Genomic DNA, 12,699 nt, shown 5'->3' on the forward strand with positions numbered 1-12,699 from the left:
GCGCAAAGTGTGAAGCGGTGTTCCCTCGCGACAAACGCGGAACGCGTTTGCGCGGAGATATGCTCAAACAACAACCTAAAGCGTGATCAGATCGCGCTTCAGTGCAGACGCCCGGGCCGGTCGTCGTGCGGGGGGTCCGGCAGGTTCGGCGACAGAGCCGGCGCAGGTCCGGGCGGCGTGACGCCGACCGGCGCCGGTGACGCAGCGGCGAATGCGCGCGCCTGCCTCTGATAGGACCTCCAGCCCAACGGCAGGGCGAGGAGATAAAGCACCGAGCCGGCCAGCAGGATGTACCAGGGATAGCTGATCAGGAGCGCGATGAAGAAGACCACGCCGACGAACACCGGCAGCACCAACTCCGGCGGCACGCGCATGCGCACCGTCTTGCCGGAGAACACCGGCAACCGCGACACCATCAGGAAGGCGATCAACAGCGTGTAGCCGGCCGTCACTGGCGCGGGCCAGCGCCCGAGATCCAGGAACGCCGCGTAGATCGGCAGCAGCACCGTGATCGCACCGGCGGGCGCCGGGATGCCCGTAAAATAGTTCGACGCAAACGGCGGCTTGTTGGGATCGTCCATGGTGGCGTTGAAGCGCGCGAGCCGCAAGCCACCGGAAATCGCGAACACCATGGCCGCGATCCAGCCCGCATTGCGCAGCTCATGCAGCTGCCAGAAATACAGCATCAGGCCGGGCGCCACGCCGAAATTGACGAAGTCGGCGAGGCTGTCGAGCTCGGCGCCGAATTTCGACTGGCCCTTGATCAGCCGCGCAATGCGGCCGTCGATGCCGTCGAGCGCCGCAGCGAACACGATCGCATAGACGGCAAGGGTCATCCGCCCTTCGATCGAGAGCCGGATCGAGGTCAATCCGGCGCAGATCGCCAGGAGCGTGATGACGTTAGGCACCAGCATCCGCACCGGGATCGGGCGGAAGCGCCGGCGGCGCACGTCAGGGTTCTTGAAGTCGTAGGGCGTCATGGCTTTGACCTCGCTTCCCCGGGATATAGCAAGCCGCCCCGCCCCCCGCCAATGCGCTCGCGGGACCTTTCGCCGATGTAATAGTTAATCCTGCTACGCAATGAGCACTCTCGCCCTCATCCTGAGGAGCCCGCCAAAGGCGGGCGTCTCGAAGGATGACCACGGGTTGAATCCGGGCCTTCATGGTTCGAGACGCGCTTCGCGCTCCTCACCATGAGGGTCTAGCCACGCAGCAAGTTTAACTGGCGCGGTAGGACCGGCCGGTGTCGTCAGCGACGATATCGGCCAAAACCGTCTCGCCAGCGATCGCGGTCTGACCTTCGGAGACCAGCGCCCTTGTGCCGAGCGGCAGATAGACGTCGAGCCGCGAGCCGAAGCGGATCAGGCCGAACCGCTCGCCGGCGCCGATCGACTGGCCCTCCTTGACGAAGCAGACGATGCGCTTGGCGATGAGGCCCGCGATCTGGACGACGCCGATCCGCCCCTGCGCCGAGGAGATCACCAGCGAGTTGCGCTCATTGTCCTCGCTCGCCTTGTCGAGCTCGGCATTGATGAACAGACCGGGCCGGTAGGCGATGCGGTCGATCCGGCCCGCTATCGGGGCGCGATTCACGTGGCAGTTGAATACGCTCATGAAGATCGAGACCCGCGGCAGCGGCCGATCGCCGAGCCCGAGCTCGGCCGGCGGCAGCGCCATCGTGATCATCGAGACCCGCCCGTCGGCCGGCGAGACCACGAGCCCCTCGCGCACCGGCGTCACCCTGACAGGATCGCGGAAGAACAGCGCGCACCACACCGTGAGCAGCGTGCCGATCCACCCCAGGGGCGACCAGAGCCAGAACAGGAAGAGGCTCGCCAGCGCGAAGATGCCGATGAAGGGATAGCCCTCCTTGTGGATCGGCGGGATCTGCCGTTGGATCGAATCGAGAATGGACATCGCTATCTGCCGCCTGGGGTTGATGGCGCGCGGTCACCTCGCGCGCGGGAGAGGTTTAGGCCAGAGTTGGGACCGTAGACAAGGTCACTCGGCGGCCGCCGGCGTCGTGAGGACGTCATCGACCGGCGGCGGCTCGCGGTTCGGCGCCTCGCTGGACTCGGCGATCTTGGCGAGCTTTTCGCGCGCGGCCTCCGCCTCGCGCTGCCTGTTCCACATGCCGGCATAGAGCCCGCCGAACGCCAGCAGGCTGGCATGCGTCCCCCGCTCCGCGATGCGGCCCTGGTCGAGCACGATGATCTCGTCGGCGCCGACGATGGTCGAAAGCCGGTGCGCGATCACTAGCGAGGTGCGATTCTTCGAGACGCGGTCGAGCGCGCCCTGGATCTCGTGCTCGGTGTGGCTGTCGAGCGCCGAGGTCGCCTCGTCCAGCACCAGGATCGGCGGCGCCTTCAGCACGGTGCGCGCGATCGCCACGCGCTGTTTCTCGCCGCCGGAAAGCTTCAGGCCGCGCTCGCCGACCTGGGTCTCATAGCCCTTCGGCGCCATGCGGATGAAATTGTCGATCTGCGCCAGGCGTGCCGCCTGCTCGACGTCCGCATCGCTCGCGTCCCAGCGGCCGTAGCGGATGTTGTAGCGGATGGTGTCGTTGAACAGCACGGTGTCCTGCGGCACCATGCCGATGGAGGCGCGCAGCGAGCCCTGCGTGACGTCGCGGATGTCCTGCCCGTCGATCAGGATCCTACCGCCGGAGACGTCGTAGAGGCGAAACAGCAGCCGAGAGATCGTCGATTTGCCGGCCCCAGATGGCCCGACGATGGCGACGGTCTTGCCGGCCGGCACCTCGAAGCTGATGCCTTTGAGGATCGGCCGCGCCGTCTCATAGGCAAAGCGCACGTCCTCGAAGCGCACCGAGCCTGCGGACACCACCAGTGGCTTGGCGTCCGGAGCGTCCTTGATCTCGGCCTCGCGCGACAGCACGTTGAACATCTTTTCAATGTCGATGATCGCCTGCTTGATTTCGCGATAGACCATGCCCATGAAGTTCAGGGGCTGGTAGAGCTGGATCATCATGGCGTTGACCAGCACGAAATCGCCGACCGTGTTGCGCCCGCTTCGTACGCCGATCGCGCACATCAGCATGGTCGCGGTGAGCCCGAGCGTGAAGATCACGGCCTGGCCGGTGTTGAGCACCGCGAGCGAGGTATAGGTCTTGACGCTCGCCTCCTCGTAGCGCTCGACCGAACGGTCGTAGCGCTGCGCCTCGCGCGCCTCGGCGCCGAAATATTTCACGGTCTCGTAGTTGAGCAGTGAGTCGATCGCCTTGGTGTTCGCCTCGGTGTCGGAATCGTTCATCTTGCGGCGGATGCCGATCCGCCACTCGGTGGCGATGTAGGTGTAGTACATGTAGATCACGACGGTGATCAGGGTCGCGACCACGTAGCGCCAGTCGAACTGCCAGAACAGCACGGCCATCAGCAGCGACACCTCGACAATCGTCGGGATGAGCTGGAGGATCACCATGCGCACGATGACCTCGATGCCCTCGCGGCCGCGCTCCAGCACGCGCGTCAGCCCACCGGTCTTGCGCTCGAGGTGAAAGCGCAGCGACAATTCGTGCATGTGGATGAAGGTGATGGTGGCGAGCTTGCGCACCGCGTGCATGGCGACGCGGGCGAAGATGCCGTCGCGCCACTGCGTCAGCACCGCCATCAGGATACGGGTTGCGCCGTAGCTCGCGGTGAGGACCAGCGGCGAAGCGATCACCCAGAGATGCCAGTTGGAGGCTTCCACGGGCGCCGTGTTCGCGCCGGTCAGCGCGTCGGTCGCCCACTTGAAGGTGAACGGTACCGATAGCGTGATGAGCTTGGCGATGAGCAGCAGCACCATCGACCAGACCACGCGCATCTTCAGGTCGAAGCGGTCGCTCGGCCAGATATAGGGCCACAGATGCGCCAGCGTTCCGGCTAGGGTCGCCCGCTCCGCGGAGTTGCGGGCGGCATCAGGGACATCGCCGCCTGCGGGGGACGAATGAGGGTGAGCCATAGACAGCCTTGGAAGACCCGCCGGATGCGAGCCCGTTTGCGATTAACCGGTTTCGCCTGTCATATAGAGGCTTCGAGCCGGCTGCGCACCCCGCCGGACGGCTATTCTCGATTGTTTGTCGTGATTTACCGGTAGATTTCCGGGAGTTGCGAATCACCGATTGGACTTGACGCCCCTACGCTGCAATGCATCATGGGTTCAATGAGCACTATCAAAACCGTCTGTGTCTATTGCGGCTCCGGCCCAGGAACCAATCCCCGTTTCATCGAAGGCGCCAAGGCGCTCGGCAAGGCGCTCGCCGAGAACAACGTCCGCCTCGTCTATGGCGGCGGCTCGGTCGGCATGATGGGCGCAGTCGCGACCTCCGTGCTCGACCACGGCGGCACCGTCACCGGCATCATCCCTGACTTCCTGCGGATGCGCGAGAACGCGCTGACCCGCGTGCAGGAGATGGTCGTCACGCCCGACATGCACGAGCGCAAGCGGCTGATGTTCGAGCGCTCCGATGCCTTCGTGGCGATGCCGGGAGGCGTCGGCACACTCGAAGAGCTGGTCGAGCAACTCACCTGGAAGCAGCTCGGCCGTCACGCCAAGCCTGTGCTGCTCGCCAATATCGACAATTTCTGGGAGCCGCTGTTCTCGCTCTTGTCGCACATGCGCCAGACGGAATTCATCCGCGCCGGTCTCAACATCGACATCCTCAAGGCTGATCGCGTCGAGGATATCATGCCGATGCTGAAGACCGCCGCGGCGCAAGTCGCCGAGGCGGAGAAGAACCTCGCGCCCGAGGTTGCTCGGAAGCTCTAGCCTCTATTCATTCGCTCGGAAACGTCACCGCCTCGATGCGGTTGCCGTCAGGATCGGCAACGAAGGCCGCGTAGTAGCGCACGCGGTCGTGCGCGCGGAGGCCCGGCGCGCCGTCGGAGGCACCGCCCGCCGCAAGAGCTGCGGCATGAAAGGCGTCGACATCAGTAGTCGTCTTCGCCCGCAGGCAGATGTGGACGCCGCTCCCCGGTGCTACGGGCGACATGCCGGCGCGATAGTTGATCCAGAATTCCGGATAGGCCTTGCCGAAGCCGACGGTCCCCGGCCGCGTCACCAGGCGCGTGAGCCCGAGTGTGCCAAGCGTGGCCTCGTAGAATTTTGCGGAGCGACCGAGATCGCTGACGCCGACGGAGATGTGGTCGATCATGTCTGCGTTCCCCCTCATCTCCGCTGTCATCGCCCGGCTTGGCCGGGCGATCCAGTATTCCGCGACGCCCGAGAGCTACTGACCCCGCTTTCGCGGGGTATGACAACCGTTGCGGATCTACGCCGGCGCGCCCGACTTCACGAGCTTGTAGATCACCGAATCCATCAGCGCCTGGAACGAGGCATCGATGATGTTGGGCGATACGCCGACCGTGGTCCAGCTGTCACCGTTCTCGTCCTCGCTCTCGATCAGAACGCGCGTGACCGCGCCGGTACCGCCATTGAGGATACGCACGCGGTAGTCGATCAGCTTCAGGCCCTCGATGTACTTCTGGTACTTGCCGAGGTCCTTGCGCAAGGCGACGTCGAGTGCGTTGACGGGGCCGTTGCCTTCCGCCGCCGAGATCAGGTGCTCGCCGGCGACGTCGACCTTCACCACGGCGAGCGCAACGGTGACGCGCTCGCCGAGCGCGTTGTAGCGTTGCTCGACATTGACGTCGAACTGCTCGACCTCGAAATAATGCGGCACCTTGCCGAGCGTGCGCCGCGCCAGCAGCTCGAACGACGCGTTGGCGGATTCATAAGCGTAGCCTTGCGCCTCGCGCTCCTTCAGCTCCTCGACCAGCCGCGTCAGTTTCGGGTCGCTTTTCTCATAAGCGATGCCGGCGCGGTCGAGCTCGGCGATGACGTTGGAGCGGCCCGCCTGATCGGACACCAGCACCTTGCGATGGTTGCCGACGGCTTCCGGCGCCACATGCTCATAAGTCTGCGGATCCTTCAGCACGGCGGAGGCGTGGATGCCGGTCTTGGTGACGAAGGCGCTCTCGCCGACGTAAGCCGCGTGCCGGTTCGGCGCGCGGTTGAGCATGTCGTCGAGCGTGCGCGAGACCTTGACGAGGCTCGCAAGCTTCTCACCCGTCACGCTGATCTCGAAGACGTCGGAGAATTCTTCTTTCAGCTTCAGCGTCGGGATCAGCGAACAGAGGTTGGCGTTGCCGCAGCGCTCGCCAAGCCCGTTGAGCGTACCCTGGATCTGCCGCGCGCCGGCACGTACCGCCGCGAGCGAGTTCGCCACCGCCTGCTCGGTGTCGTTATGGGCGTGGATGCCGACGTGATCACCTGGGATGTGCTTGATGACCTCCGTGACGATCGTCTCGACCTCATGCGGCATGGTACCGCCATTGGTGTCGCACAAGACCACCCAGCGCGCGCCGGCCTCATAGGCTGCCTTCGCGCAGGCGAGCGCGAAGTCCGCGTCCTCCTTGTAACCGTCGAAGAAATGCTCGCAATCGAGCATCACCTCGCGGCCGGCCTTCTTCGCGGCGCTGACGCTGTCGCGGATCGAGGCGAGGTTTTCCTCCTTCGTGGTCTCGAGCGCGACGCGCACCTGGTAGGCGGAGGATTTTGCGACGAAGCAGATCGCATCGGCCTTCGCCTCCAGCAGCGCTGCAACGCCGGGATCGTTGGAGACCGACCGCCCCGCCCGCCGCGTCATACCGAACGCGGTGAAGCGAGCGTGCGAGAACTTCGGCTTCTCGGCGAAGAATTCCGTATCTTGCGGATTGGCGCCGGGATAGCCGCCCTCGACATAGTCGATGCCGAGCTCGTCCAGCATCTGCGCGATGACCTGCTTGTCGGCCAGCGTGAAGTCGACGCCATTGGTTTGCGCGCCATCGCGCAGCGTGGTGTCGAACAGATACAGGCGCTCCTTGCTCATTGGGTCGCTCCGAGCGTCTTCTTCATGGTGGTGTTGGCGAGCCATTCGTCGTTGATGGTGATGCTGTTGCGCTGCTGGGCGGTGTAGCCGTGCTTGGCGAAGAAGCCCTGCGCGGTGTCGCTGGCATCGACCGTCAGGCTCGTGGCGCCACGGCCGCCGGCAAGCTTCTCCAGCGCATCAACCAGCAGGGTCGCGATGCCCTGCCCGCTGACAGCCGGATGCACATAGAGCATGCGGATGTGATCGCTACCGCGCAGGGAGGCAAAACCGACGGGCGAGCCGTCCAGCGTTGCGACCAGCGTCAGATCGGAGGCAAGCTGGCGGCCGAACTCGTCGTCCTCCGCCGCCGCCATCCAGGCTTCCTGCTGCGCCTCGCTGTAGTCGTCGCCGGTCAGCTCCTCGATGGCAGATGCGAAGATCGCGGCAAGGACCGGGACGTCGGCGGGCAGGAATGGCCGCAGCGCGGGCTTGGGGAGAGCTCGGGCCATCACGCGAGCTCCCAGGTCGTTACCGGCTTGCCGTCGGCATCCTTGCCGTCCTTGAGCACGACGCCCTTGGCAGCGAGCTCGTCACGGATGCGGTCGGATTCCTTGAAGTCTTTCCGCGCACGCGCTGCCGTGCGCTCCGAGATCAAGCGGTCGATCTCGCTCGCATCGACGCCACTTGCCTGCCGCTTCCGTCCCTCCCACTGCGCCGCGCTTTCGGAGAGGAAGCCGAGCAACCGCAGTGACGCCGCCAAGCCGGCGGCATCGGACGTGTTGCGCAGACCATGCAGCGCCGCGATCGTCTGGGGCGTATTGAGGTCGTCCAGCAACGGCTCGATCACCGCCGCAGCCGGCTTGCCTGGTGGAACGTCCGCTGCGACACGATACCAGTCGTCGAGCGTCTTGCCGCTCTCCTCCAGCGACTTCAAGGTCCAGTCGATCGGCGAACGATAATGCGTCTTCAGCATGTTCAGACGCAGCACCTCACCCGGCCAATCTGCGAGCAGGTCGCGGATGGTGATGAAATTGCCGAGGCTCTTCGACATCTTCTCGCTCTCGACCTGGAGGAAGCCGTTGTGCATCCAGTAGTTCGCCATGCGCGACTGATGGAAGGCGCAGCAGGTCTGCGCGACCTCGTTCTCGTGATGCGGAAACACGAGATCGATGCCGCCGCCGTGAATGTCGAAATGCGTTCCGAGGTGCTTCCAGGCCATGGCCGAGCACTCGATGTGCCAGCCCGGACGCCCCTCTGCCTTGATGCCGGCCGGCGATGGCCAAGACGGCTCGCCGGGCTTGGACGGCTTCCACAGCACGAAATCGGTATTGCCTCTCTTGTAGGGCGCGACATCGACACGGGCACCGGCGACCATCTCGTCCAGCGAGCGATTGGACAGCGCACCATAGCGAGGCAGCTCGGAATTGGCCGCGTTCATCGCCTGCGGCGAGAACAGCACGTGGTCCTCGGCAACATAGGCAAAGCCGCCGGCGACGAGCTTCTCGATGATCTCGCGCATCTCGCCGACATGCTCGGTCGCGCGCGGCTCGACACTCGGGCGTAGTGCGCCGAGCGCATCGACGTCGGCGTGAAACTGCCGGCCCGTCTCCTCGGTGACCTTTCGGATCGCCTCGTTGAGCGGAAGCCCCGGAAAATCCCGCGCGGCGCGATCGTTGATCTTGTCGTCGACGTCGGTGATGTTGCGGACATATTTGACGTGCGCCTCGCCATAGAGATGACGGAGCAACCGAAACAGCACGTCGAACACGATCACCGGCCGCGCATTGCCGATATGGGCGAAGTCATAGACGGTCGGTCCGCAGACATACATGCGGACGTCCCGAGGGTTCAGCGGCACGAATGTGCGCTTTTCCTTCGTCAGCGTATCGTAAAGGCGCAATTCCATAGGGATACCCAAAGGCTGTTGGCCGGGCGTCCAGTGCTCTCAATGTGTTTTGAGAAAAGACGGCTCCAGCCAGCGAATCGCTAGCTCGTAATCTCGCGGCAAATGATGCAAATGGCGAGGAGACCGTTCATGCGGAACATATGGGCCACAAGCGGGCCTGCCGTCAAGTGAGCCGCGAAAAAGCCGCTTTCCCTGCCCAAAGCGGCCGCGTCCCGCCATCAGGGTTAATCATCCTTAACCTTTTGAGTTTATTCATGTGGTGGCGGTTCCTTCCAAGCCACGGTGCATTTCATGCGATCCTTTTCGGCACTCCTTTGCTGTGCCTTCATCGTTGCCGCCTCGAGCGCCTCGGCGGAGACCCGCGTCTTCATCATCGCCAATCAGGCGGACGGCTACGGCGTCGACCAGTGCCTGGCCAAGGGCGACCAATGCGGTGCGCACGTCGCGCGCTCCTATTGTCAGTCCCGCGACTTTGCCCAGGCCTCGTCCTATCGCCGGGTCGATCCCGACGAAATTACCGGCTCCGTCCCCAAATCCGGCGCAAACTGCTCCCATGGCCATTGCGACGAATATGTCGCAATCACCTGCCAGCGCTGAATTCGCTCGGAACTGGCTGACTTTAGGCCCGATCTTCGCGCCCGAAACGACGTGACGATGCCCCGAGAAGCGGGTATTGGAGGGCCGCATCGGCCCCCATGTTTGGGGCCGTGACATCGCTAGAATGGCGGATATGCCGGAATTTCTCTCTCTCTTTCGCTCCCGTTCGATCCTTGCCGGCGCCGCGCTGATCAGCGCGCTCGCCTTCGGCACTGACGCCCTCGCACAAGCAGGCCCCCCTGGGCCGCCGCCAGCGCAAGCCGCGCCTGGGGCGAACCCGATCTGCTCGCGGCTGGAAGGCCAGCTTGTCGCGCTCGACCGCGGCGGAAGCGGCGATCCCGCCAAGGACGATCAGATCCGCCGTTACCAGGATTCGGCAACCCGCCAGCAGGCCGAGCTCGACCGCGTCACCGCGCAAGCCAAGCGCATGGGCTGCGACAGTTCCGGCTTCTTCTCGCTGTTCAACAACCAGTCGGCGCAATGCGGTCCGGTCAACACCCAGATCCAGCAGATGCGGGCCAACCTCGACCAGATCACCTCCAACCTCGAGCGGCTGCGTGCAGGTGGTCCAGGCAGCTACAGCCCCGACCGCGACAACCAGCGCCGCTCGGTGCTGGTCTCGCTCGCGCAGAACAATTGCGGCCCGCAATATGCCAACGCTGCGCAGTCGCAAGGCCCCGGCAATTTCCTCAGCAACCTGTTCGGCGGCGGCAACAATCCCAATAATCCTCCGCCCGGCGCGCCGCCCGCGGATCTCGGCCCGCAATCCGGCACGTATCGGACGGTGTGCGTCCGCACCTGCGACGGCGCCTACTTCCCGGTTTCGTTTGCCACCGTGCCCGCGCGTTTCCCCGATGACGAGAAGACCTGCAAGGCACTGTGCCCGGCGGCCGACGCGGCGCTCTACGCCTATCGCAATCCCGGCGAGGACATGAACGCGGCGGTCTCGGTCAACGGCCAGCCCTACACCGCACTTCCGAACGCCTTCAAATTCCGCAGCGAGTTCAACCCATCCTGCTCGTGCAAGGCCGCGGGCCAGAGCTGGGCGGATGCGCTGAAATCGGCCGACGACAAGGCGGCGGTCCAGCAGCAGGGTGACATCATCGTTACCGAGGAAAGCGCCAAGAAGATGCAGCAGCGGCAGCTCACCAAGGGTGCGCCGACGAGCGGCAAGAAGGGCGCGACGCCACCGTCGGAGCCGACAGCGACTGCACCGGCCGCAACACCGCCTGCGGACACCACGACCACGACGAACGAGAACAAGCCGATCCGCTCGGTCGGACCGACCTTCCTGCCGCAGCAGCAGAAGTAAGGCTGCTTCGCAGCCTCCTATTCCGCCGTCATGCCCTCGCGAAGGCGGGGCATCCAGTACTCCGCGGCGCGAGCCGTTTCCGACGACATGCGCCCCGGAGTGCTGAATCATCCGCCTGCCGCCTACGCTAAAGCTTTGGCGCGCCTGGACCTTAGCCTCGGCGAAGCCTTGGCGTAGCCGGGTCGCGGATGATGACAGCGTCACGGCTGGCGAGGCCGCCTGGCTTACGACACCGGTCTCCAAACTCGCTAACTCTACCCCTCGAACGCGTCGATCGAGGCGCGGCTGCCGCGCGAGACCAGCGTTTCGTCCGGCGCAGGCAAGGGCTCGCCCTTGTCGCGGAATCGGTTGGTGATGGGATAGCGGCGGTCGCGACCAAAATTCTTGCGCGTCACCTTCACGCCCGGCGCGGCCTGACGGCGTTTGTATTCGGCGATGTTGAGGAGGTGGTCGATCCGCGTCACCACCGCACGGTCGAAGCCTGCGGCGATGATCTCCTCCAGCGGGTCCTCGCGCTCGACCAGGCGCTCGAGCACCGCGTCGAGCAGATCGTAGGCCGGCAGCGAATCCTGATCTAGCTGATTCTCGCGCAGTTCCGCCGTCGGCGGGCGTGTGATGATGTCGGGCGGAATGACCTCGCCGGAGGGGCCAAGCGCGCCATCCGGTTTCCACGCATTGCGCAGGGCCGCCAGCCGAAACACCTGCGTCTTGTAGATGTCCTTGATCGGGTTGAAGCCGCCGTTCATGTCGCCATAGAGCGTAGCGTAGCCGACCGACATCTCCGACTTGTTGCCGGTGGTCACCACCATCAGCCCGGTCTTGTTGGAAATCGCCATCAGCAGCATGCCGCGGGTGCGCGCCTGGAGATTTTCCTCGGTGATATCGGGCGGCAGATTTTTGAAGATGTCGGAGAGGATGGTCTCAAAACCGTTCACCGCCTCTGCGATCGGCAGCACCTCGTAGCGGATCCCGAGATGACCTGCGAGCTCGCCGGCATCCGCGATCGAGCTTGGCGCCGTGAAGCGGTACGGCAGCATCACGCCATGCACCTGATCGGCACCGAGCGCATCGACGGCGATCGCCGCGCACAAGGCTGAATCGATGCCGCCGGACATGCCGAGCAGCACGCCGGGAAAAGCGTTCTTGCCGACATAGTCGCGCAAGCCGAGCACGCAGGCCGCATAATCGGCCCGGTCACCTTCGGGCAGTTGCGCAATCGGACCAGTGCAGCGCCAATCGTCGCCGGCCTTGGTGAAGTGCAGCGTGGTGACGCTCTCCTCGAATGCCGGCAGTTGCGCGGCAAGCGAGAGGTCGCCGTTCAGCGCGAACGAAGCGCCGTCGAACACCAACTCGTCCTGCCCGCAGACCTGGTTGAGATAGACCAGCGGCAGGCCGCTTTCGGTCACGCGCGCGACCGCTACCGACAAGCGCACGTCGCCCTTGTCGCGGGCGTAAGGCGAGCCGTTCGGCACGAGGATGATTTCGGCGCCGGTCTCGGCCAGCGTCTCGACGACGTTCTCGTAGTCCTCGGATTCCTCCAGCCAGATGTCCTCGCAGATCGGCACGCCGATCCGCACGCCGCGCACGGTCATTGGGCCGGCTGCAGGCCCGCGCGCAAACAGCCGCTTCTCGTCGAACACACCGTAGTTCGGCAGGTTGGCCTTGAAACGCAGGCTGGCGATGCGGCCGCCATCGAGCAGCGCGCAGGCATTGTAGAGCTTGCCGTCCTCGACCCAGGGCGTGCCGACCAGCATGGCGGGACCGCCATCGGCGGTCTCGCGCGCGAGGCTTTCGATCGCGGCGCGGCAGGCGGACTGGAAGGCAGGTTTCAGCACGAGGTCTTCGGGCGGATAGCCGGCGATGAACAATTCCGGAAACAGCACGAGATCGGCGCCGGCGCTTGCGGCTTGCGCGCGTGCCGCGCGCGCCTTCGCGGCATTGCCGTCGATATCGCCCACCGTCGGATTGAGCTGGGCGAGCGTGACCGCGAATTCGTTGAGACGTTCGGTCATGATCGCCTGTTGTCCAATCCTGTGG

At 64.8% G+C, this 12,699-nt stretch carries 11 protein-coding genes; 3 read left to right on the forward strand and 8 right to left on the reverse strand.

What is annotated here, in order from left to right:
• Positions 1–98 precede the first annotated feature (98 nt).
• The 3 genes from SO140_RS05585 to SO140_RS05595 form a co-directional block, all read right to left on the reverse strand.
• Positions 99–980 carry a CDP-alcohol phosphatidyltransferase family protein gene (locus SO140_RS05585; protein ID WP_449378865.1) on the reverse strand — a complete coding sequence of 294 codons (882 nt, stop codon included), beginning with the start codon at positions 978–980 and terminating at the stop codon, positions 99–101.
• A gap of 238 nt (positions 981–1,218) precedes the next feature.
• Positions 1,219–1,923, reverse strand: a complete 705-nt coding sequence (locus tag SO140_RS05590; RefSeq protein ID WP_449378903.1) for a phosphatidylserine decarboxylase — start codon at positions 1,921–1,923, stop codon at positions 1,219–1,221.
• Positions 1,924–2,001: 78 nt separating this feature from the next.
• Positions 2,002–3,960, reverse strand: coding sequence for an ABCB family ABC transporter ATP-binding protein/permease (locus tag SO140_RS05595; RefSeq protein ID WP_449378866.1), 1,959 nt, complete (start codon positions 3,958–3,960; stop codon positions 2,002–2,004).
• A 201-nt stretch (positions 3,961–4,161) separates the two neighbouring features.
• Between SO140_RS05595 and SO140_RS05600 the strand changes: the two genes are divergently transcribed.
• Complete coding sequence (locus SO140_RS05600) at positions 4,162–4,767, forward strand: LOG family protein (RefSeq protein WP_449378867.1); 606 nt, start codon at positions 4,162–4,164, stop codon at positions 4,765–4,767.
• A 7-nt stretch (positions 4,768–4,774) separates the two neighbouring features.
• Here SO140_RS05600 and SO140_RS05605 read toward each other — a convergent pair whose 3' ends face one another.
• The 4 genes from SO140_RS05605 to cysS all read right to left on the reverse strand — a co-directional run bounded on the left by SO140_RS05605 (position 4,775) and on the right by cysS (position 8,753).
• The gene (locus SO140_RS05605; protein ID WP_449378868.1) at positions 4,775–5,152 is read right to left on the reverse strand and encodes a VOC family protein; all 378 of its coding nucleotides are present in this window, start codon (positions 5,150–5,152) and stop codon (positions 4,775–4,777) included.
• A 117-nt stretch (positions 5,153–5,269) separates the two neighbouring features.
• Positions 5,270–6,868 (reverse strand): citramalate synthase, encoded by a 1,599-nt coding sequence (gene cimA, locus SO140_RS05610; protein ID WP_449378869.1) that lies wholly within the window; start codon positions 6,866–6,868, stop codon positions 5,270–5,272.
• Positions 6,865–7,356 carry a GNAT family N-acetyltransferase gene (locus SO140_RS05615; RefSeq protein ID WP_449378870.1) on the reverse strand — a complete coding sequence of 164 codons (492 nt, stop codon included), beginning with the start codon at positions 7,354–7,356 and terminating at the stop codon, positions 6,865–6,867. Before SO140_RS05615 ends, cimA begins: the two co-directional genes overlap by 4 nt.
• Positions 7,356–8,753, reverse strand: a complete 1,398-nt coding sequence (gene cysS / locus SO140_RS05620) for a cysteine--tRNA ligase (RefSeq protein WP_449378871.1) — start codon at positions 8,751–8,753, stop codon at positions 7,356–7,358. The genes SO140_RS05615 and cysS overlap by 1 nt, the downstream gene beginning before the upstream one ends.
• A gap of 291 nt (positions 8,754–9,044) precedes the next feature.
• Between cysS and SO140_RS05625 the strand changes: the two genes are divergently transcribed.
• Together SO140_RS05625 and SO140_RS05630 are read left to right on the forward strand one after the other, a co-directional pair.
• Positions 9,045–9,350 (forward strand): hypothetical protein, encoded by a 306-nt coding sequence (locus SO140_RS05625; protein WP_449378872.1) that lies wholly within the window; start codon positions 9,045–9,047, stop codon positions 9,348–9,350.
• A 124-nt stretch (positions 9,351–9,474) separates the two neighbouring features.
• Positions 9,475–10,662 (forward strand): DUF2865 domain-containing protein, encoded by a 1,188-nt coding sequence (locus SO140_RS05630; protein ID WP_449378873.1) that lies wholly within the window; start codon positions 9,475–9,477, stop codon positions 10,660–10,662.
• A gap of 254 nt (positions 10,663–10,916) precedes the next feature.
• On the opposite strand, the gene SO140_RS05635 is transcribed toward SO140_RS05630, so the two are convergent.
• Complete coding sequence (locus SO140_RS05635; RefSeq protein ID WP_474797052.1) at positions 10,917–12,674, reverse strand: NAD+ synthase; 1,758 nt, start codon at positions 12,672–12,674, stop codon at positions 10,917–10,919.
• Positions 12,675–12,699 lie beyond the last annotated feature (25 nt).

The organism is Bradyrhizobium sp. UFLA05-108 (assembly GCF_059803455.1).